This window comes from Anaerosalibacter massiliensis (assembly GCF_024623155.1).
Classification (GTDB): Bacteria; Bacillota; Clostridia; order Tissierellales; family Sporanaerobacteraceae; genus Anaerosalibacter; species Anaerosalibacter massiliensis.
Genome location: NZ_JANJZL010000001.1, coordinates 112,587 through 133,524, shown reverse-complemented (window position 1 = coordinate 133,524; position 20,938 = coordinate 112,587). Strand labels below are relative to the sequence as shown.

The window sequence follows — 20,938 nt, the reverse complement described above, 5'->3', positions numbered from 1 at the left end:
ATTCTGCTTCTTAACTAGGTTCAATATCATTTATCTCTTTGGTAGAACCTTTCTTATTACTTTTATTTATAAGATCAGTAGTAAGTTTTCCTGCTAAATCAATAATATTATTTATTGCATTACTTCCTTCATCTACAGGTAACATTTTTATTTGTTCATTACCTACAACCATAAATGCAATAGGCTGAATTGATACCCCAGCTCCAGCTCCACCGCCAAAAGGTAATTTTTCCTCTTCAGTATCATAATCATTTTTTTTATTTTTTCTATTGTTCATATTACTAAATTCAGTTCCTCCAGATGCAAAACCAAAAGATACTCTTGAAATAGGTATAATAACTAAACCATCTGGAGATTGGACAGGGTCTCCAACTATTGTATTTACATCTACCATTTCTTTTATACTATTCATTGTAGTTTTCATTAGCCCTTCTATAGGATGTTCTGCCATTTTTATTCACCACCTTCTTTATACTTAGTCCATATAAACTTATAATAATAATATAAACCAAATTGGATTTAATTATACAATTAAATCTAGTTTCAAACTTACTTTTATTAAAATATGGATATATATTTATGTAAATATCATCTATTTCTCTTTTATTTATAAGAATTGAAAGAACAGAATTTTTTATTGCCCAAAAAAGCCCAGTATAAATACCAGTTAAAGCTGCATCTTTTGAGCCAATATCAGTTATCCAATGTATTTTCTTTATTTCTCCTCTTTTCCAAAAAAAAGAAATAACTTTTTTATATTGATTATAATATTTTAAATATCTTTTTATTTTAAATTCTTTTTCCCCATCATTTTTCTTTCTTCTCTTATATCTTTGTATAATTTTTTCGTTATCAATTTTATATTTTATCAATCCCTTTAAAGCAATTAATTGAATATTAATCTCATTAGATTCCTTTCTTCTGAAATCAATAACTATGTATAGAGGCCATAATAAAATAACTAAAAACACAACCAAAATAATTAAAAACCATTTCATAAATTCACCTCATTTTAATATAGAAGGCTAATAAATATTATTTCCATAAAAAAAGAAAATAACACACTTAAGTGTATTATTTTCCATCTTCGTCAATCTTAAACTCTTCTAATGGAGGCAATTCTTTTAAACTTTTCAATCCGAAATATTTTAAAAATTGTTTAGTTGTTCCATATATTATAGGCCTTCCTGTTTTTTCTATTCTTCCTTTCTCTTCAATAAGTTCCTTTTCTAATAAAGTATCTAAAGCTTTATCACATCTTACACCTCTAATAGCTTCTATTTCGCTTTTTGTTATAGGTTGTCTATAAGTAATTATAGACAATGTTTCTAAAGCAGCATTAGATAAACTTTTCTTAGTCTTTGGCATGCTCAATTTTTTAATCCAATCAAAATGCTCAGATCTGGTGCCTAACTGATAACTATCTCCAATCTGAGTTATTTTAATTCCTCGCCTTTCAAAATCAAACTCATTTATCATTTCATTAATTATTTCTTCAACTTTTTTTTCATTCATTTCTAAAACATTAGAAATATCCTTTAACGATAAAGGATCTCCCCAAATAAACAAAAGTGATTCAATAATTGATTTGATCTCTTTTTTATCCATTGCTGACCATCCCTTCAAAGGATTTTTTAACTAAAAGAATATCAGAAAAATTATTCTTCTGTTTAATTTTAATATATTTTAATTTTGCTAGTTCTAAAGTTGATAAGAAAGTTACTATAATTTCGGATCTTGTAGAATTATTGTCAAATAATTGGCTAAATCTAATACTTTTTTCTATATTCAATCTATATTTTAAATTTCTTATACATTCTTCCAAAGTAACTTCATCTCTTTGTATTTCATTAATATCTATAGGCTTTATTTTCCTTTTACTTTTATCTAAAAGATCATTTAGGACATCTACTAATTGTTCTAAATTCATTTCATCTAATTCTATTTCCTCTTCTATATCTTCTTCTATGTATTGAGATATATCTTCTTTAGGTTTATAAAAAACTTTATTTTGCCTTTCTTCATAAACTTTCAATTTATTAGCTGCCTTTTTATATTTCTTATACTCAACTAATTTTTTTACTAGTTCCGTCCTAGGGTCTATTTCTTCCATTTCCATTTGAAGTCCCTGATCTTCCTCTTTTTTAGAAGGAAGCAACATCTTAGACTTAATTTCTAATAAAGTAGAAGCCATAACTAGAAATTCGCTAGTTATTTCCATATTAACTTCTTCAGCTTTATTTAAAAATTCCATATATTGATCTGTTATTTCACTAATAGGTATGTCGTAGATATCAACTTTAGCCTTTTCTATTAAGTGCAATAATAAATCTAAAGGTCCTTCAAAAGCATTAAGTACTACATTATATTTCATATAAAAACCCCTTTAACTAACTATTTTTAATAAAAGATTTAAACTTATATTTATCAAAGGTCCTAAAATTTTATCAATAGTATTGCTAATCACTAAAAAAACTAATATTAAATAAAGATACCTTTCATATTTATAAAATTTATATTCCCATTTAACTGGAAGAATACTTGCAACTACTTTGGAACCATCTAAAGGAGGAAAAGGTAGTAGATTAAACACTCCTAACATAATATTATACCATAAAGTAATTATTAAAATATCTATAAAAATGCTATTTTTAATTATATTAGTTGATATTATAAAAGCTGATATTATAGCTATTACAAAATTTGTTAATGGACCTGCTAAAGAAACTAATATAGTATCTCTTTTTCTCTTTTTAAAATAGCTTGGGTTAATAGGCACAGGTTTAGCCCACCCAAACTTAAACACTAACATAAATAAAAAACCTACTATATCAATATGTTTTAAAGGATTAAGAGTCAATCTACCTGCTTCCTTTGCAGTAGGATCCCCTAATTTATAAGCAGTATATCCATGAGCCAACTCGTGGAATATTATAGCTATAAATAAACCAGGTAAAGAAATTATTTTTTCTAAAATCATAAACAACCCTCACTCTCAAAAAATAAAGCTAGATACATTGTATAATTATTTTATAAAAAATACAATGTATCTAGCTAACTATAAGCCATATTTATTCAGTTAAAAAATTATTTAAAGTTTTCTTAAACATATCTTTAAATCCTGCACTATCTATTGAATCGTTGAAAACTAAGTTTATTTTCTCAACTTCTTTCCCTTCAATACTTAAAATCATGTCTCCTATTTTTTCCCCTTTCTTTACAGGAGCATCAACAGATTTAGGTAATAGTATTTCCTTTTCCACTTCTTTTGTAGAATTTATAGGTAATAGTATATATGCATCCTTTTCTAGAGATACATCAACTTCTTCCTTACTACCCTTTTGAACTATTATTTTATCTACTATATCACCTTTTCTACCTATTGTTAAAGAATCATAATTTGAAAATCCATAATCTAAAAGTCTTTTACTCTCATCAAATCTTATTTTTGATGTTTCACAACCTAATACTACTGAAATAAGTTGTAAATTACCTTTTTTAGCAGAAGCTGATAAACAAAATCCTGCATCTTGAGTAGAACCTGTCTTAATACCATTAGCTCCATCATATTCTTTTATAAGTCTATTAGTATTAACTAAACCTTGAGTTATTTTTTTATCTTTGCCTACTTTCATTTCTTTCATCCAAATAGTTAACCATTCATGAATTTTAGGATACTTTAATAATTCTCTAGACATTAAACTCACATCATAAGCAGTTGTATAATGGTTTTCTGCTGGAAGTCCAGTTGTATTTTTAAAGGATGTATTTTTCATGCCTAGTTCCTTAGCTTTTTCATTCATTTTTTTTACAAATGCTTCCTCGCTACCTGATATATGCTCGGCTATTGCCACACTTGCATCATTTGCTGATCTTAAGCAAATAGCCGTAAGAAGATCCTCAACTCTTTGAACTTCTCCTTCTTCTAAATAGATTTGGCTTCCTCCCATTCCTTGGGCATGAGCTGAGATATTTACTTCATCATTAAGATCTATTTCTCCTTTTTCAATAAGTTCCATTGTTATTAATAAAACCATTATTTTAGTAATACTAGCTGGATGAAGTTTCTCGTGGGAATTTTCTTCATATATAATATCTCCGGAATAAGAATCTATGAGTATAGCTGATTTAGCATCTATATCAAGTTTATTTTCTGCAAAAACTTTATTTGTTGATAAGAAAAAGATTAATATTGCTAAAAAAAAGCATGTATACTTTCTATTTTTTTGAAATAAACTCATATTGTTCCCTCCTATCTTGCTATATTAAATATTTATACTTATATTAACCTATTAAATATTAAGTTATTCAATTTTAAATCGAACAAATAAAAAAACAAAACTTTTAAAAAAGTTTTGTTTTTTTATTTGTTATTTCTCCATAAACTAATTTTTTATTTTCTTTATTTTTATTTCCTACATCAATAATATTCTTTAACTTTTCTTTAACTTCTTCCACTTTTCCTCTATTATTTCCATGTATATAAGCTAATACATCTCCCTTTTTAACTTTATCATCCACTTTTTTGTTTAATACAATCCCTGCTGATAAATCTATTTCTGATTCTTTAGTATCTCTTCCTGCACCTAATATTAATGCACATTTTCCGATTTCTTCAGCATTCATAGATTTTATATAACCTTCTTTATCACTTTCGACTTTTAAAACATACTTTGCCTTGGGCAATAGCTCTGTATCTTCAATATAGCTAGTATCTCCATATTGATATTTTACTAATTCCAACAATTTCTTATAAGCTTTGCCTGTTTTAATAGTATTCACTAACATTTCTCTTCCTTCTTTTTCATTGGAAGTTTTTTTAGCCAATACTAATAATTTAGAACCTAAGAATAAACATAATTCATAAAAATCTTTTGGTCCTTTTCCTTGTAATGTTTCAACTGCTTCTTTAATCTCCAGTCCATTTCCTATAGCATATCCTAAAGGCTCGTCCATATTTGTAACTAATGCTATAGTTTCCCTACCAAATCCGGTTCCTATTTCTACCATTTCTTCTGCTAATGAGATAGCGTTGTCTAGATTTTTCATGAAAGCTCCACTACCTACTTTTACATCTAATATTATTGCATCTGAACCTATTGCTAATTTCTTACTCATAATACTACTTGCTATCAATGAAATATTCTCTACTGTAGCTGTTACATCTCTTAATGAATATAATTTCTTATCAGCTGGGGTAATATTAGCAGTTTGGCTACAAAGAGCAATATTTATTTCATTAGAAATGCGAACAAATTCTTCCCTACTTAATTCTACTTTAAAATCTTTTATTGATTCAAGCTTGTCCAAAGTGCCTCCAGTATGACCTAACCCTCTACCTGACATCTTAACAAATGGGACTCCACAAGCTGCCACCATAGGAGCTAAAGCTATAGTAGTTTTATCTCCTACACCCCCTGTACTATGTTTATCTACTTTTGTGCCACTAATTTGAGATAAATCTACAGTTTCCCCTGAATTTATCATAGCTTTTGTTAAATTTAAAGTTTCCCTTTTATTCATTTTATTAAAGTATATAGCCATTAAAAGAGAAGCTACTTGATAATCTGGTATCTTATTATCAGTATAACCTTTAATAAAGAAATTAATTTCTTCTTTTGTAAGCTCCTCTCCATCTCTTTTTTTCTTGATTATATCATACATTCTCATAGCCATATTACCCCACCTTTATCTTTGTTAGATATTTTTAACTATTTCTCTTACTAGTTTTTCAAAAGTTCCTTTAACTTTTTCAGATGTTTCAACGACTTCTTCATGATTTAATGGCTTATCTAATATACCTGCAGCCATATTTGTTATGCAAGATATCCCTAAAACTTTCATTCCACCATGTCTAGCAATAATTACTTCTGGCACCGTTGACATTCCAACTGCATCTGCACCAAGAATTCTTGCTAATTTAACTTCTGCTGGAGTTTCGTATGTTGGTCCAGTAAACCACATATAAACTCCTTCCTTTAAATTTATACCTAAAGTTTTAGATGATTTTTTAGCAATGCTTATTAAATTCTCATCATATGCAGATGTCATATCTAAAAATCTTAATCCCAATTCATCAATATTTTTTCCCATTAAAGGATTTTTCCCTGTAAAATTTATATGATCTGTAATAAGCATTAAATCTCCGGGACTAAATTTTTCATTTATTCCTCCTGCTGCATTAGTAACAATGATAGTTTCTATTCCCATTGATTTCATGACCCTTATTGGAAAAGTAACATCTTCCAATGGATATCCTTCATAAAAATGGAATCTACCTTGCATAGCAACAACTTTTTTATTCTCTAAATCTCCTAATATTAATCTGCCCTTGTGACCTTCTACAGTTGAAATGGGGAAGTTTGGTATTTCATCATATTTGATTATTGTTTTATTTTCTATTTTTTCTGCCAACTCTCCTAATCCAGAACCCAATATTATTCCAATACTTGGTTTGTAATCTACTTTAGATAGTATATACTCTCCACTTTGATTTATTTTTTCTAAAAAATTCAAAATTACCCCTCCTAAGCTCTTGGATGTGCTTTATCATACACTTCCTTTAATTTTTCATCATTTATTGCAAAAAAATATTTTTGTGTTGTAGAAATATCTGAATGTCCTAATATTTTCTGAACAGATTTTAAATCTGCTCCATTTTGTAAAATATGTACTGCAAATGAATCTCTTAAAGTATTAGGTGTTATTTTCTTATTAATATTTGTTTTTCTTGTATAATATCTTATAATTTTCCAAAATCCTTGTCTTGTCAACCTTTTCCCTTGATAATTTATAAAAAGAGCTCTTTCCTCAGTATCTTTTAATGTTTCCATTCTATATTCATTAATATATTTTTTTAAATAGGTAGAAGCTGTCCTACCCATTGGAACCATTCTTGTATTATTTGCTTTTTTATCCAATGTAACATTGCTAAGTTCAAAATTGATATTATCTATATCTAATAGTACTAGTTCTGAAACCTTAATTCCAGTTGCATACAAAAGTTCCAAAATAGCCTTGTCTCTTGAACCTTTAAAGCTATTAGGTATAGGCTGAGCTAATATTATATTGACTTCCTTTGGAGTCAATATGTCAGGTACTTTTCTCTCTTGTTTTGGTGCTTGAAGATTATGTGTTGGATCTATATCAATAATCCCATTATTTAATAAATATTGGTAAAAAGATCTTAAAGAAGCAAGTTTCCTTGAAATAGTAGAAGCAGATTTTCCATCTCTTTGTAAATAAACTAAATAAGTTATTATAATAGTTTTATTTACATTCACTAAATCTACAGAACTATAATTACTTAAGTAATTATTAAATTGTTTTAAATCTCTAATATAAGATTCCTGCGTATTTCTCGATAATTCCCTTTCATTTTTAATATAATTTAGGAACTGCTCAATAATATTATGCATATTAATTTCTCCTTTATAGTTATAGTCTATAGTTAGTATATATAGTCTGTTATAAGTTTCATAAATATAGGAGTAATATAGGCTTCTACTATACTACCAATTAATATAATAATAGAAAATATAAGTATTATTATAGAATAATTTATAAAGCTAGTCAATTTATGGTTATAATTTAATCTAAGTTTTTTTCCTTTTATACTATTTAATGAATTTACCATTCCAATTGAAGCTATAGATATAATTCCTGGTATTATAAATAAATTTTGAGGCAATATGGAGAACAATGCAAATAACAGTCCTTTCATTTTAAACTCATTAACTAAAAAACCTACTGTGAAACCAATTGCAAATCCTCTTAATAGGATTATAACCGGTATTATTGGAATACCAATTATAATAAAACTTGTTATCCATATTAAAAATATTGTTTTAAAATTATTTAAAACAGACTCTTTTAACAACAAAAAACTATCCACATTATCTTTGCTAATTAATTTAAAAAAAGAATTGAAAAAGCTTATTACTTGTCCTTTTTGCTCACTATTTAAAACCCTTATAGATATAGCACCTATGATTATACCTATAATTAAAAAAGCAAACATTATAAAATATATTAAAAAATTATCTTTAAAATGTTTATATAACCAACCCTTTGCTTTATGTTGCAAAAGTATATCCTCCTTTCTCAGCTATATACAAGCTTTATATAAAATACTATGCTTAAAAAGAGGATATTATCACTTTTAATATTTTATTTATTTTCTAAATAATTTTTAGCTATTAACGCACCTATTATAGTCTTACTATCTACTATTTCTCCTTTTAGTACTTTATCTATTAATGAATTAAGATCTAATTTAATAATTTCTATATACTCATCCTTTTCTGGTTCAGCCAATCCTTCTATTAGTTCAATAGCTAAAAATAAATACATTTTTTCATCTGAAAAACCTGGTGAAGTATAAAACTCAGTTATATATTCTAGTTTTCCCGAAGAAAAACCAGTTTCTTCTTTTAACTCTCTTTCAGCTGTCTCCTTAGGTTCCTCTCCAATCTCTAATTTCCCAGCAGGTATTTCTAAAAGTTCTTTTTCTACTGCTTTTCTATATTGCTTTACAAGTATTATTTCCCCTTCTTTTGTTATAGGTACTATAGCTACTGCACCAGGATGTTCTACTATTTCACGTTTTGAATACTTTTTATCTGGTAATTCCACTGTATCTATTCTCAAATTAAGTATTTTACCTTCATATATCTTTTCTGTTTTCATAGTTTTTTCTTCAAAATTCATTTTAAGTTTCCTCCTTTTTTAAAAAATACTTATATACAGCTCTACCTACAGCACCTAAAGTCATAAAAAACTCTCTATCTTCCTCAATACCTCTCCCCATAGTTTTTATATCTAAATCAAAATGGTTTAAAGCCTCTACTATACCTTCTCCATTTTCATAATTTATTTCATATCTTTCTAATATTTTATTATCTGATAATTGTTTATTGATTAGGTTATTTTTAACTTCGTCTAATTTTGGAATAACTAATTTTCCTCCTGTATTACAGATTTCATCTAGTACTGTTAGAGTATGATGACTTATACCTCTATGTCTATCTCTTTTATCTTTAAAACTAATTCTTGGAACTATAAAAGGTATCCCTCCAAGATTATTTACTGCATCGACAATATAACCTTGTTCTATTCCACTAAACCCATATTTAGTGCCTGTTCCTACAATTCCTGGTCCCATAGTTATTATAGTTATATCGCTTTCAATTGCCTCTTTAGAAGCTATTATTCCCGAATATATATTTATAGCTTCTATATCTCCTCCAAAAGCATTGCCTATAGTTATAGTCTTATTAATAATTCCTTTTTCTTTTAACTTCTTAACAGTATTACTAAATTGAATAGGTAATGCTCCAGCATCTGTCATTATATAATTTATTTTCAGAGAAGGATCGATCCATTTTAACATACTAGAGATAGGAGCTAACATGCTGTGTAAAGTCCCTACTATGAAAATATTGCCATCTAAACTAGTAAATTTATTAAATGCATCATGATACGGACTATCCTCTTCCTCAACAGCTAAGCATTTGAGTTGTAATGGTGTATATCTTAATTTCATTATATGACCTTTTCCATGTATACTTTGGAAAGTATTGCTATAATTATATATAACAAAATGGTATCCTCCTGTCCCTAGAGATAATGATACAGCTGTAGTATTTAGAACAACCTTATCCCCTATTTCAATCTTTCCAGTCATATCATTATAGTTTATAGCTTTTGATATATCACCCTCTATATCTATTTCAATCCAAGTTGTAGTTTTATCTTTTTTTAAAATATTATTTACAATTCCTATTTTGTAACCTATCAGTTTGAAGACCTCCTTATCTACCTAATTTATCTAAAAATCTTAAAAAACTGTTTTTTTCTATTATCTTAGAAAAAGAAATAAATTCTGCAATCATTTGAATTATAATTAAAATTAATAAATAAATTATTTTTACATTCATACTATGAGTAAATACACAATAAACTCCTAAAGTAAAACCCAATATATTAGAACCTATATCCCCCATCATACATTTGGCTTTCAAATCTATAGGCAAATATCTAATTAATATACCAAAAAAAGAAAAAAGTATAAAATCAAAATAATTATTTCCAGAGGTTAATATTAAAATTACAGACATTATAATAAATACCTTTGATGCCCTTCCTGGACGTAAATCAAAAAGATTTATTAAATTAGTAAATAATGAAATTACTAAAATATTTAAAATTACTTCAATTATGGATTTAGAAATGTATAGAGATATTAAAACTGCTACAAGGAATCCAATACCTGCCTTAAGTCCTCCAGTTGTTAACCTACCTTTAAAAAAAGATTTAATATGCCCTTTAAGGCCTTTAACTTTTTCATCTCCTATTAAATCATCTAATAAACCTATAAGCCCAATTAGTATAAATCCAACTAAATATAATAATATTTTAGTGATATCCCTTTTTAAATAAAACCCTATTAAGATAACTGTAATAGTTTGAACTATAACAAATAATAATCCCATACTAGATGGTATTCTTTCTTTCCTATAGTTTAAGCATAAACAATTGCTATCGTTTAGCATATTGAAAATAAAAGGTGTACCTATAAAAGATATTATAGTACTCATTAATAAACTAATTATATTGATTATATATATATTCATAAATTCACCTTCTAAAAAAAAGTATTATAATAGTATTTAAAATATTAAAAAATTGTTTCCCTCTGTGTACAAAGTCCTTTAAACTTCTTCCTGTTTCCCTATGTCTCATATCTACTTCTACTTCCTTAATAGAATATCCTCCTCTTAGAGCACCTACTGTCATTGCTATTTCCACTCCAAATCTATCAGGAATATAGTTTATACTCTCAACTACTTCTTTTTTATATACTCTTTGTCCAGATAAAGTAGTATCTATACTTTTTCCAGTATGAATATATACTCCTCTTTTTGCTAACCTTTTAACAAAGCCAAATCCACCTTTTTTTAAAGGTTTTGGAAATTTTGCTACACTAAAATCTGCTTCATCGTTTAAAACAGGATAAATAAGCTTCTCGATTTCACTACTAGTCTTTCCTAAATCTCCATCAACTAAAACTAAATAATCATAATCTATTCTATTTACAGCTTCTTTTATAGCAAATCCTTTTCCTCTGTTTCTATTTAACTTAATTAAATCTATACCCATATTTTCAACAATAGTTGAAGTATTATCCATAGAACCATCATCTACTACAACCAAGTTATTTATTAAATTAACTTTTTTTAAATCTTCTATTGTTTCTTTTATTGTATCCTCTTCATTATAAGCTGGAATTATTGCAACTATCTTTCTTTTCACCATAAAATCTCTCCTATTCTGAAATAGCATCACTAGGATCTGGAAGCAAAGATTCAGCACTAGGTTTTATACCATAATTACCAGGTCTTCCTTCCATAGACATAACTAAAGCTACTTTTCCCATTATTGAATCTATATTATCTACAGTAGATATTCTAGAATCTTTATATTCCTCCATATATGAATTTTTTACTTTAGTTTTTTCAATACCTATAATAGGTAAGTCCAATTTTTTTACAGTATCTATAATGTTTTTATCAAGTATATTTATTCTATCTACATCTTTACTATCACTGCCACCTGCTATAATTATATAATCAACTGATTCATCTATATTCCCTATTATATTTATTAGACCATATTCTTTAAAATATTTGATAATTTCATTTTCTTCATCTGAGGCAATAGCAGTTGATAAATCAATTGTAGCTTTTCCAACTATATTATCCTCTAATTCTTCCTTTTTCACACCATTTTTCAAATAGATTTCATTTAAAATATCTTGATTTAGAAATTTATCTTTTATTGTTGTTATATTCACAACATCAGCTCCTGACATTTCTAAAACTTTTCCCACACCTGAATATATATACTCATCATTTGTCTCAATTATTGCTACTTTCATACCTGATAATCTATTCTTAATAACTTCGGGGTATAAGGTTTCATTAAACTTTTCATATTGTGAGTTTTGCATTTTTAAATCCTCTATATCTTTTTTTAAATTAATATTCTCTCCTCGTAAATAATCAAATTTTTCCTCTAGTTTTGATGCTATATCTTCTTTCTGTTCTACTAAAAAATTTTGAGCATCTAAAGTAAATCCAATATAAATTCCAATAGCTAAAGCTAAAAATATTGATACAATTGATATTACATAGAATTTCATATTTGGTATCAAAATATCACTCCTTACATTCCAAACATTATCTTAAGTCTAATTTTTATAAGTTGCATTAGTTCCTTCATAGGAGGAAACATCATTGTAATTACTATTATAGGAATTAAAGCTGCAAGGCCTAGTCCAATAATATATTTTAATTTAAAATGACTTCTGTATAATTTGTTTACCCCCTTTGCATCAACTAATTTGGAGCCAACCTTCAATCTAACTAAAAAAGTGCTAGCCATTCCACTTCTACCTTTTTCTAAGAAGTCAATCATATTATTGTGAGTTCCCACTGCCACAATTAAATCTGCATTATTTGAGTAGGCAAGAAGCAATGCAATATCTTCACTTGTACCAGGCGATGGAAAAACAACAGCTTCTAAACCAAGTTCTTTTACTCTCTCGAGTCCCGGAGCTTTTCCATTAGTGTATGCATGAACTACTATTTCCTTACTTTCCTTCAAGCATCTATCACTAACACTATCCATATCTCCTACAACTATATCAGGAGTATAACCAGACTCTAATAATGCATCCCCACCTCCATCAACACCTATTAATATTGGGTGAACCTCATTTATATATGCCTGGATAGCTTGCAAATCTCTTTTATAATCTCTTCCTCTTACAACTATTAATGCATGTCTTCCATTTATTTTTGTTTTAATATCTGGTATTGGAACTTTGCCTGTTACAAGTCCTTTCTCTCTCTTTGCATATTCTAATGTATTTTCAATAAATAAATCTAGTTCTTTTTCTAGATTTTCATACCCTATACTTAGCAGTTTTTCAATTTTTCCATCGTCTAATAATTGACAAACTCCAATAGGATTTCCATCTAAAAATAATTTATTGTCTTTTATTTCAATTGTTTCACCTTCTCTTACTAAATCAAATACTTCAGTACCTATTGATTCAAATATAGGTATTCCTGCTTCTAACAATATCGAAGGACCTCTATTAGGATATCTTCCACTAATAGTTTCATCCGTATTGATTACACATTTAATCCTTTTTTCAACTAAAGATGCAGCTGCTATTTCGTCTAAGTCTTTATGACAAATCATAGCTATATCTCCTGGTTTCAGTCGTTTTGTCATATTTTTAGTTTGTTTGTCCTTTTTTACTTTTCCTTTAATATACATAATAATCCTCCATATCTATTATACATATAATAGTGGCTTAAGCAATACTTACTATAGCACTTGGTAATATATCCATGACTCTTCAATTTATTATAGCATAATATTGAATTTTATAAAATTTTTTTAATTTACTTCTTACTAAAGACTCATAAACTTTTATTTTTTTAATACTTTAGTTATATTTTTTTATTTTATTATCAATTATGATAAAATTATTTATGATAATATTAGATATAATAATAGTGACCCATTGTCTAATTTTAATTAAACAAAAGGTCACTGTTTATAGACATAATTTATAGTTTACAGATATTAAATATAACTATAAGATCGCTCTATCCTGTCTAAGCTTCACTTTTCATCATTTCTTGTTCTAGTCTTAATTTATCTGCAACCATTGCTATGAATTCACTATTTGTATAAAGTGGTAAAAATGGAATATAGCAATATACACATTTAACTCTTTTATTTAGTTATATTTATCTAATATTCATAGGTTTTTATAATAAATATTTATAGATTTTCTAGTACCTACCTATTATATATATAATATAGCTTTTATAAATAAGAGTCAAGTATATTATTTATACCACATATCAATTATGACAAAGTCAATTAAGATTTACAACCCAACAACTTTAATTTCTCTTTCAACAAAAACAGTTTCATCTTCTACTAATGTTGCTTTCAAGTTAAAACTACCAAATTTATAATTATTATTAGTTTTTATTTTACAACTCTTACCATCTTGTGATGCTATAGTTGCCAATGAAGTATCATCTATTTCAAACTTGACATCTTTGTCCACTTCTTCATCATTGTTAAATACTGTTGCAGTATAGGTAGATTCAAAACCCACCATCATTTTGTCATAGCCATCTATGGTTATTGAATAGTTATCTTCTGGTTCAGTTGGTTCTGGTTCTTCTGGTATCTCAGGTTCTTCATCGACAACATCAAATGGTAAAATTGGTTCTATATTGCCCTCTAATATATCTATTTCATCCTTATATCTATTTGCAATTTCATTCTCTATATCATCATTACTATTATTTATTAATGTTTGCTTACCATGCAATATCACAAGTCCATCTTTTGCATAATCTATTCCTTGAACTTCCCATTTTTGCCCCCACTTTATAAAACAATCTTTTTTCTTTATTTGCCTTGTAATTTCCGTATAAGGTAAAGTTACAGTTATATTGTCGGCACTTAAACTAAATACATCTTGTTGTTCAATTGTAAACTTATCACCTTCTACAAATGCATAAAATAAATATAGCTTATTATTAATAATAAATTTAATATCAAAATTACATCTTCTTATTATTGACTTGTAATATGAATTATATTTCTTACAATTTACTTCTGGCAACACAATAAAAAAGAGGTCATTATATTCTACATAATCACCTCGTGCAATTTTACTATTTGTTATTATTCTTTTATCGTCAAAAATTCTTTCTTGCTTTGTATTTTGTATTATTGCTTTTGTTAGCTTATTATTTATCTTTACATCTTCCCCTATTTCTTGAATTATAAAATCTATATCATCATTCAAACTTATATTAAAAATATCCATTAAATCACATCCTTTTTTTAGTGTTCTCTGTAGAGAGGCGTTTTAAGAGGTTATAATTTATCCATAGACCAATTATATGTCTTGAATTTTTAAATTGATTCTGTGGTGTTCTGTGGTGAATAATATTATTTGTACCCCTAGCAAATGGCTATTTCAAGCCGTTTACAAGGGTTTTATTGATGTTGAGATGTTACCCTCTACAAATGGCATGGTTGACACGTTTGTAAGGGGTAGTTATTTTTAACCATATACCACTACCCCTATTTTTGCTTGTTTATTACTATTTAAACATCCACACAAAACTAGCATCATTTTCGCTAACTAAATCATCATTTTTCATAGCTGAAATTTTCCTTCTCAGGTCGTCAATCCTTTGCATAATATTTGTGTGGAAATGTGTTATGCTTATATCATTCGTTTTGTAATTTTTCATTGTTTGAGGATTGTTTGCAATACTTTCTAAAACAGATAATGCTGTTTGATATATAGCTTTTTTATTTGTATTAGATGTTGCAATATATTCATCTGTATCAGCTAAATTATTTTCCATTAAATACACTTGTAGTTTCTCATCTGAAATATTAAAACCTTCAATTTCCATTGATAATCTTTCCAAATTTGTCATATTAATCATCCTTTCTCTTTTTCTTTCTTCTTAATATATAATAAAAAATAACATTGCCAACAACTTACCTATTTGTAACATGAAATTAGGACAAGTTTAAAGTATGTGTAATTAGCCATATCAGGTATCCAATGGACTACCTAACCTATTGTATATCTATTGCATACACAATTGTATATGCAATAATTAGTGTAATATATAAAAAAGGACTAGAAATTTAATCCTAATCCTTATGTAACGGTAAGTTGTGATATAACTTACTAAATTTCAATATTTATATTATCTTTGGTATAGTTGATAATATCATATATATTATTAAACCTTCTGTTATCATTTTTATGATTTAATTTATATCCTTTTTTATCCTCTACAAATAATGTATTATATATCTTATATCCGTTATTATTAATATTAAATACATATTCATCAAACAACGTTTCTTTAAACAAATGAAGTTTTAAATCCCCTTTAATTCCTCTAATTGAAGTTTCATTTATTTCTTCAACTTCATAGCTATTATTATTTAGATATTCTTTAAAATCATTAAACAAGCTCATATTATGCTTATTCATAAAACCCCTCCCCTATTTTCCTATTCCATATTTATTATTCTATATTTAACTGTTGTTTCCCTTCTTTTTAGAATAGGAATATATAAGTTGAGATACAATCATTGGTTAGCTCACATAAGTTATTATATTTCATGTTTAGAAATTATGGTATTTTTTGGGTGTGTAAATAAACCTACTCTCCTAAAATTTTTACACTTGTATCAATTAAATACAACAATCCATCATTTATATTGTCATCTTTTATATATCCCAGTGCTCCCCAATATTTTTGATTAATTTCTTTAATTCTTTTTTCTAATATAGGTGATTCTATAACTTCAATCTCATCACTATATTTGTTAACTATATATTGTACTATATTTTCTTTTTCAATTGCTTGTTTAACATCTTCTTTAGATTCTTTATAACCTTTGTCTACTAAACGAATTATATCTAATACAAATTCAGTAAAACTCATCACCCTCATCCCCTTTTATAATTTTATTATATTATACCATAAAATCCAATATTTTTTTGGGTGTGTAAATTGATTAACTCTCAACACATTTTTACAAAAAGGGGGTATCGGCTTTATACCCCTGTACCCTATATTTTATATTATATCCTTTTGAATTGTCTGAATATTCATAATAGTTTTAATGTCACAAAACCTCGGTTTGATGACTAATGATACCCTTACTTATACCTTAATTCTATATAATATATGTTATGTATAATTATTTTACCATTTATTGTATATTTTATATGCTTTCATGTACTCTCTTTACCTCATTAAAGTACATTGTTATGTACGTGTCAATGTTATCCCATTTATTACCTTTTATAAGGTTATATTATCCATTAATTACCTTTTATCCTTCATTATTTCTCTGGTTATATTTCCCTTTTAACTACCATTTATTGTTATATTATTGATACCCTTCTGGTGTATAGTATATATGGTACAATATGTAATTTCCATAATATACCATAATATGTTATAATGTAGTATTCTTGTAAGTGCCGAATAGTTGGCATTTCCCGGGAAATAATATGGAAATAATTAGGTGTATTACCTCATTAATACACTTCCCACCATTAACACATTCCCCTTCAACCCCCTACCTTCCAAACCTACAACACCACACCAATACAATAACATATGAATGATTGTTCATACGTTCATATGTCTTATATCTATACATCACATCTATATACTACATCAACTAATCAACTAATCAACTAATCAACTACAACAAACATCACACCAACACCAACTCTAACTCTAACACTAATCAATACACCTCAACTACAACCTCTTTATACAGTTGTCTTATAAGCTCTTACAACAACCACCCATACCAATACCACACCCACAACACCCCAACACCACACAACGCCAATACAAAGCCAACGGAACAACGGGACACACCCTACGCCCCGCTGACCCACACAACAAACTACTGCTCTATATCATCTTTGCTAGTTAGTTTCTCTAGTTCTGCATTAACATCTATCGTAAATGGATTACATTCTACCGCCCTTTCAGTACTCATTATACCACTTTCTGTTGCTTTAGATAAGTTCTCTATTATCTCACCCGCATTTTGTGGTATGTTCATGTTAAAATTACAATCTATATAAGCATCTTCATTTATATTATATCCTAATATGTTTAATAACTTCTTCATTATCCCCCATCTTTTCTCAAATCCTTGTTTAAGATATAAGCTATTCATTGCCCCTTTAATTTCTGCTAAACTATACATCATCCTGATACTTGTTTCTGATACATTACTTATTTCTTGTGAGTTCATACTTACTGCTGGTGTCATAGATATATCCATTAAACTTTGTTTAAGGTTTTGCCACAATATTTTAAAACTTTGATAATCCATTTTACTATTTACAAATTCAAAGTTCGCATCTTCCGCTAATTGTAAAGCATAGCCAACTGCATTTTCATCAACTCCACCTTCTTTAGTATTTAGTTTAGTCCCTTTAAAAGTTGGTATAGGATTAAGATACTTATAAAAACTGTCCATATACTTACTTAGTAAATCCTCCATCGAATCTAATATATCTATATATTCATTTAAACTTGCATTACCTTTAAGTTCATCTTCTTCTGATGGTATTCTATATACTATAGGTAAACCACTTAAATTATTATATTCCCCCGTCTTGTGTAAATCCCCGCCGACATCATTATATTCTTCTACAGTTGTATCTGTATATATAGTATAATAACTAATCCCATCAAAGATATAATAATGGATAAAACTTATCATATCACCTTTATTATCATAAATCGGATAAGAATCCTCTCCATCAAATACAATACTTTTTATCCTTCTATTCTCATCTATATATACATATTCATATGTTTCCCCATACTTTACCATATTACTTAATATCCTATAATCTAGCTGATTATATTTCCCTTCTCGATACACCTTTTTATATTGTTCAAGTGCATCAAGGTCATTGCTAATTAAAGTTACTGGATTCTTTAATAAAAACGCTGTTTCAAATGTTAGTAGTGTTTTAGCATAATTTAAAGCTATCTTCCTTGTCCTAAATACTTTACCATTATACACTTCATCAACTCTTTGTTTAATCTTATGTTTACCCGCCAAATATTCTTTATTGTCAAGTATATTTCTAACTCTATTCATATGCCAATTATCTTTAACTTCTTCTTCAAACCAAAACATATCACCATCATATTTACTTAAAATATATTGTTCAAGTTTATTCATATTATCACGCCTTTCTATTTTTATTGAATTTCCTTTTAGGAATTTCTAAACGTTCTTAATGTCCATTTAACCCTTATAACTTAATATCTTTAAATCATAATCCTTACCATCATCAAATAAATAAGGTATCTCCATTAACTTAATATCATTAAGAGATACCTGTATATGTTTCTTTTTTATAACATCATCAAATATAAAATATTTATTTTCAAACATTTCCTTATCATGTTTATTTTTTATAACTGCTTCATTCCTTTGCTGAAAGTCCAAAAAGTCCATAACTTCTGTATATGTACAATTTATTGTTTGCATTTGTCTATTACCTTTTATTAGTAGCTTTATAGACACTACAGTTGTATCTAAATCAATATTTTTGCTTACTTTTGCCATAAAATTATACCCCCTATATTAAACTTGAACCATGTATCTACCTAGTTTAAGCGACTGTACTGCTAAACCCAACGCATCAACAAGGTCGTCATGATTATTTTCTCCCTCTATATTTGAAAACTTTCCTCTACTTTCTCTATAAATCAACATTTGTTCAAGTGTTTCTTTGTCATTTATAGTTATTACCCCTGTTTCAAATACTTCTTTTAAATCATTTACAAGAATTGTTTTACTTACACTATCTTGATACCAACCATGCTCCCACTTTCTACGCCCTGTTATCTTATCCTTTTTCTTTGTCTTATTTAGATTAATATATTGCTTTTCTTTCCATAACCTTTGTAATATATCAATTCCATATGTATTACGTTCACACATTATACAAGCATAGTTGTAAAAATACCCTAGCTCTGCAACTATATCAACAAATTTATATGTAGGTATGTCATTCCTATTAAATGTAGCAACTTGTTCACCATTTGAATCTAAAATACATATCGTTGAGTCATCACCTTGTCCATTACCTAAGGCAACATCCACACCCATAAAGTACCATTCTTTTTGTTTAGGTGTTTCATATATATTCAACCCATCACAAACATACTTTTGTAAACTTAAAGGCAATCCCTCTATACTCTTTAATGGTTTTGGTATGTAATACATTCTTTCATTTATAATATTGGTATCAAATACACCTTTATTTGTACTAACAAAACATTCACTAGGATAAGCGGGATATTCTTGTACAAATAAATCTTTCATGTCTTGCATTTTATATCTTCGCCACATTAATTGTCTTAATGTAACTTTTGTATCTTCAAGTAATTTACGTTCATATGGTGTAAGCTCCAAAGGGTCTGAACTTAATGGTCTACCATGATTTGTTGACTCATACCACCTTACCGCCTCTTCAATTTCCGTCTTAAATTGCATTGCATGAGTTTTACTTGTCCATGGATAAAAGAATGGTTTATATTTACTTCTTCCTTTCTCTGCATTTTGCCATATTGCATGGTAAAAATCATACCCCTTTGCTGTACTTTCTATTATTAATTTACTTGTATTATTTTTAGCCAATGCTTGTTCAAGTGCTAATAATCCTTGCTTTTTAACATCATCTTTTATAACCATTGCCAGCTCTGAAATGTGTATCATTTGTAATGTATGTGACCTTCCAACATCACTAGAAAAAACTTGTACTGCAATTCTTGAACCATTTTCAAGTAGCAACTCATTCCTATTTGACCTTTTTTCCTTTAATCTAACTACATCTGGAATTGACCTTTGCATTAGCTTTAATCTATGAAATAAGTTTTGTAGTGCCTTTTCCTCATGACAAACCATCAAATAATTACTGTTTGGAATTTGATATGCACTCCACAACATTAAACCCAAAGATAAGGTACTAAATCCTAGTTGTCTTGATTTCAAAATTATATTATATCTTCCCATATCGCTAACAAAATGCTCTTGTTCTTCATTCAGCTTAAAAGGTATCATTTCATTTTTATTATCTAATATCTTTACAAAATTCAATAACCACAATCTCGGATCATTGTTTATTATCTTTAATTTTTCCTTTGTACTCATTTTCTTTCCCATTTTGCTTATATCCTCCCTTCATAACAAAAAACTAAAATAGGGTAATGCTATTACACTACCCACTAAATAAAACCCCTCT

23 protein-coding genes are annotated in these 20,938 nt (G+C 27.7%); all 23 read right to left on the bottom strand.

The genetic code is table 11. The features are described 5' to 3' along the window. Positions 1-10: 10 nt before the first annotated feature. The 23 genes from ytfJ to NSA23_RS00705 all read right to left on the bottom strand — a co-directional run bounded on the left by ytfJ (position 11) and on the right by NSA23_RS00705 (position 20,859). A complete protein-coding gene (gene ytfJ, locus NSA23_RS00815; protein ID WP_042681936.1) occupies positions 11-451 on the bottom strand; it encodes a GerW family sporulation protein in 441 nt (146 codons plus the stop codon). Beyond that, on the bottom strand, positions 405-998 hold the full coding sequence (locus tag NSA23_RS00810) for a DUF2953 domain-containing protein (protein WP_042681938.1): 594 nt from the start codon (positions 996-998) through the stop codon (positions 405-407). Before NSA23_RS00810 ends, ytfJ begins: the two co-directional genes overlap by 47 nt. 76 nt (positions 999-1,074) lie before the next feature. Next, complete coding sequence (gene scpB / locus NSA23_RS00805) at positions 1,075-1,608, bottom strand: SMC-Scp complex subunit ScpB (RefSeq protein WP_042681940.1); 534 nt, start codon at positions 1,606-1,608, stop codon at positions 1,075-1,077. Continuing rightward, the gene (locus NSA23_RS00800; protein ID WP_042681942.1) at positions 1,601-2,374 is read right to left on the bottom strand and encodes a segregation and condensation protein A; all 774 of its coding nucleotides are present in this window, start codon (positions 2,372-2,374) and stop codon (positions 1,601-1,603) included. The genes scpB and NSA23_RS00800 overlap by 8 nt, the downstream gene beginning before the upstream one ends. A 12-nt stretch (positions 2,375-2,386) precedes the next feature. Beyond that, positions 2,387-2,980, bottom strand: a complete 594-nt coding sequence (locus NSA23_RS00795; RefSeq protein ID WP_042681944.1) for a site-2 protease family protein — start codon at positions 2,978-2,980, stop codon at positions 2,387-2,389. Positions 2,981-3,071: 91 nt separating this feature from the next. After that, the gene (locus NSA23_RS00790; RefSeq protein WP_042681946.1) at positions 3,072-4,241 is read right to left on the bottom strand and encodes a D-alanyl-D-alanine carboxypeptidase family protein; all 1,170 of its coding nucleotides are present in this window, start codon (positions 4,239-4,241) and stop codon (positions 3,072-3,074) included. Positions 4,242-4,344: 103 nt separating this feature from the next. Continuing rightward, positions 4,345-5,676 (bottom strand): pyrimidine-nucleoside phosphorylase, encoded by a 1,332-nt coding sequence (locus NSA23_RS00785; RefSeq protein ID WP_306419582.1) that lies wholly within the window; start codon positions 5,674-5,676, stop codon positions 4,345-4,347. A 21-nt stretch (positions 5,677-5,697) separates the two neighbouring features. Next, positions 5,698-6,516: a purine-nucleoside phosphorylase gene (locus NSA23_RS00780; RefSeq protein ID WP_042681948.1), complete on the bottom strand. Its 819-nt coding sequence runs from the start codon at positions 6,514-6,516 to the stop codon at positions 5,698-5,700. An 11-nt stretch (positions 6,517-6,527) separates the two neighbouring features. Continuing rightward, positions 6,528-7,418 (bottom strand): site-specific tyrosine recombinase XerD, encoded by an 891-nt coding sequence (xerD, locus tag NSA23_RS00775; protein WP_042681950.1) that lies wholly within the window; start codon positions 7,416-7,418, stop codon positions 6,528-6,530. A gap of 32 nt (positions 7,419-7,450) precedes the next feature. After that, complete coding sequence (spoIIM, locus tag NSA23_RS00770) at positions 7,451-8,086, bottom strand: stage II sporulation protein M (protein WP_042681952.1); 636 nt, start codon at positions 8,084-8,086, stop codon at positions 7,451-7,453. An 83-nt stretch (positions 8,087-8,169) separates the two neighbouring features. After that, complete coding sequence (locus NSA23_RS00765) at positions 8,170-8,709, bottom strand: NUDIX hydrolase (protein WP_042681953.1); 540 nt, start codon at positions 8,707-8,709, stop codon at positions 8,170-8,172. A gap of 1 nt (position 8,710) precedes the next feature. After that, positions 8,711-9,766, bottom strand: a complete 1,056-nt coding sequence (locus NSA23_RS00760) for a DUF3866 family protein (protein ID WP_257490101.1) — start codon at positions 9,764-9,766, stop codon at positions 8,711-8,713. Positions 9,767-9,812: 46 nt separating this feature from the next. Further along, on the bottom strand, positions 9,813-10,634 hold the full coding sequence (locus tag NSA23_RS00755) for an MraY family glycosyltransferase (protein ID WP_042681957.1): 822 nt from the start codon (positions 10,632-10,634) through the stop codon (positions 9,813-9,815). A 4-nt stretch (positions 10,635-10,638) separates the two neighbouring features. Beyond that, positions 10,639-11,316, bottom strand: a complete 678-nt coding sequence (locus NSA23_RS00750; RefSeq protein WP_081915235.1) for a glycosyltransferase family 2 protein — start codon at positions 11,314-11,316, stop codon at positions 10,639-10,641. A 10-nt stretch (positions 11,317-11,326) separates the two neighbouring features. Further along, entirely contained in the window at positions 11,327-12,214 is an 888-nt protein-coding gene (locus NSA23_RS00745; protein ID WP_050069814.1) for a copper transporter, read from the bottom strand. 11 nt (positions 12,215-12,225) lie between these two features. Beyond that, complete coding sequence (gene steA, locus NSA23_RS00740) at positions 12,226-13,347, bottom strand: putative cytokinetic ring protein SteA (RefSeq protein WP_042681959.1); 1,122 nt, start codon at positions 13,345-13,347, stop codon at positions 12,226-12,228. Positions 13,348-13,969: 622 nt separating this feature from the next. Next, on the bottom strand, positions 13,970-14,929 hold the full coding sequence (locus NSA23_RS00735; protein ID WP_257490053.1) for a hypothetical protein: 960 nt from the start codon (positions 14,927-14,929) through the stop codon (positions 13,970-13,972). Between the two features lie 280 nt (positions 14,930-15,209). Beyond that, positions 15,210-15,554, bottom strand: a complete 345-nt coding sequence (locus NSA23_RS00730) for a hypothetical protein (RefSeq protein WP_257490052.1) — start codon at positions 15,552-15,554, stop codon at positions 15,210-15,212. Positions 15,555-15,814: 260 nt separating this feature from the next. Continuing rightward, complete coding sequence (locus NSA23_RS00725; protein WP_257490051.1) at positions 15,815-16,126, bottom strand: hypothetical protein; 312 nt, start codon at positions 16,124-16,126, stop codon at positions 15,815-15,817. A gap of 172 nt (positions 16,127-16,298) precedes the next feature. Then, entirely contained in the window at positions 16,299-16,583 is a 285-nt protein-coding gene (locus tag NSA23_RS00720) for a hypothetical protein (RefSeq protein ID WP_257490050.1), read from the bottom strand. A gap of 982 nt (positions 16,584-17,565) precedes the next feature. Then, the gene (locus NSA23_RS00715) at positions 17,566-18,867 is read right to left on the bottom strand and encodes a phage portal protein (RefSeq protein WP_257490049.1); all 1,302 of its coding nucleotides are present in this window, start codon (positions 18,865-18,867) and stop codon (positions 17,566-17,568) included. Between the two features lie 66 nt (positions 18,868-18,933). After that, positions 18,934-19,257 carry a hypothetical protein gene (locus NSA23_RS00710; RefSeq protein WP_257490048.1) on the bottom strand — a complete coding sequence of 108 codons (324 nt, stop codon included), beginning with the start codon at positions 19,255-19,257 and terminating at the stop codon, positions 18,934-18,936. 18 nt (positions 19,258-19,275) lie between these two features. Then, positions 19,276-20,859, bottom strand: coding sequence for a terminase large subunit (locus NSA23_RS00705; RefSeq protein WP_257490047.1), 1,584 nt, complete (start codon positions 20,857-20,859; stop codon positions 19,276-19,278). Positions 20,860-20,938: the final 79 nt, after the last annotated feature.

Bases quoted from the DNA above. Each gene is read 5' to 3' on its own strand.
- ytfJ (WP_042681936.1), bottom strand. From the start codon at position 451: ATGGCAGAACATCCTATAGAAGGGCTAATGAAAACTACAATGAATAGT.
- NSA23_RS00810 (WP_042681938.1), bottom strand. From the start codon at position 998: ATGAAATGGTTTTTAATTATTTTGGTTGTGTTTTTAGTTATTTTATTA.
- scpB (WP_042681940.1), bottom strand. From the start codon at position 1,608: ATGGATAAAAAAGAGATCAAATCAATTATTGAATCACTTTTGTTTATT.
- NSA23_RS00800 (WP_042681942.1), bottom strand. From the start codon at position 2,374: ATGAAATATAATGTAGTACTTAATGCTTTTGAAGGACCTTTAGATTTA.
- NSA23_RS00795 (WP_042681944.1), bottom strand. From the start codon at position 2,980: ATGATTTTAGAAAAAATAATTTCTTTACCTGGTTTATTTATAGCTATA.
- NSA23_RS00790 (WP_042681946.1), bottom strand. From the start codon at position 4,241: ATGAGTTTATTTCAAAAAAATAGAAAGTATACATGCTTTTTTTTAGCA.
- NSA23_RS00785 (WP_306419582.1), bottom strand. From the start codon at position 5,676: ATGGCTATGAGAATGTATGATATAATCAAGAAAAAAAGAGATGGAGAG.
- xerD (WP_042681950.1), bottom strand. From the start codon at position 7,418: ATGCATAATATTATTGAGCAGTTCCTAAATTATATTAAAAATGAAAGG.
- NSA23_RS00765 (WP_042681953.1), bottom strand. From the start codon at position 8,709: ATGAATTTTGAAGAAAAAACTATGAAAACAGAAAAGATATATGAAGGT.
- NSA23_RS00755 (WP_042681957.1), bottom strand. From the start codon at position 10,634: ATGAATATATATATAATCAATATAATTAGTTTATTAATGAGTACTATA.
- NSA23_RS00750 (WP_081915235.1), bottom strand. From the start codon at position 11,316: ATGGTGAAAAGAAAGATAGTTGCAATAATTCCAGCTTATAATGAAGAG.
- steA (WP_042681959.1), bottom strand. From the start codon at position 13,347: ATGTATATTAAAGGAAAAGTAAAAAAGGACAAACAAACTAAAAATATG.
- NSA23_RS00735 (WP_257490053.1), bottom strand. From the start codon at position 14,929: ATGGATATTTTTAATATAAGTTTGAATGATGATATAGATTTTATAATT.
- NSA23_RS00730 (WP_257490052.1), bottom strand. From the start codon at position 15,554: ATGACAAATTTGGAAAGATTATCAATGGAAATTGAAGGTTTTAATATT.
- NSA23_RS00725 (WP_257490051.1), bottom strand. From the start codon at position 16,126: ATGAATAAGCATAATATGAGCTTGTTTAATGATTTTAAAGAATATCTA.
- NSA23_RS00720 (WP_257490050.1), bottom strand. From the start codon at position 16,583: ATGAGTTTTACTGAATTTGTATTAGATATAATTCGTTTAGTAGACAAA.
- NSA23_RS00715 (WP_257490049.1), bottom strand. From the start codon at position 18,867: ATGAATAAACTTGAACAATATATTTTAAGTAAATATGATGGTGATATG.
- NSA23_RS00710 (WP_257490048.1), bottom strand. From the start codon at position 19,257: ATGGCAAAAGTAAGCAAAAATATTGATTTAGATACAACTGTAGTGTCT.
- NSA23_RS00705 (WP_257490047.1), bottom strand. From the start codon at position 20,859: ATGGGAAAGAAAATGAGTACAAAGGAAAAATTAAAGATAATAAACAAT.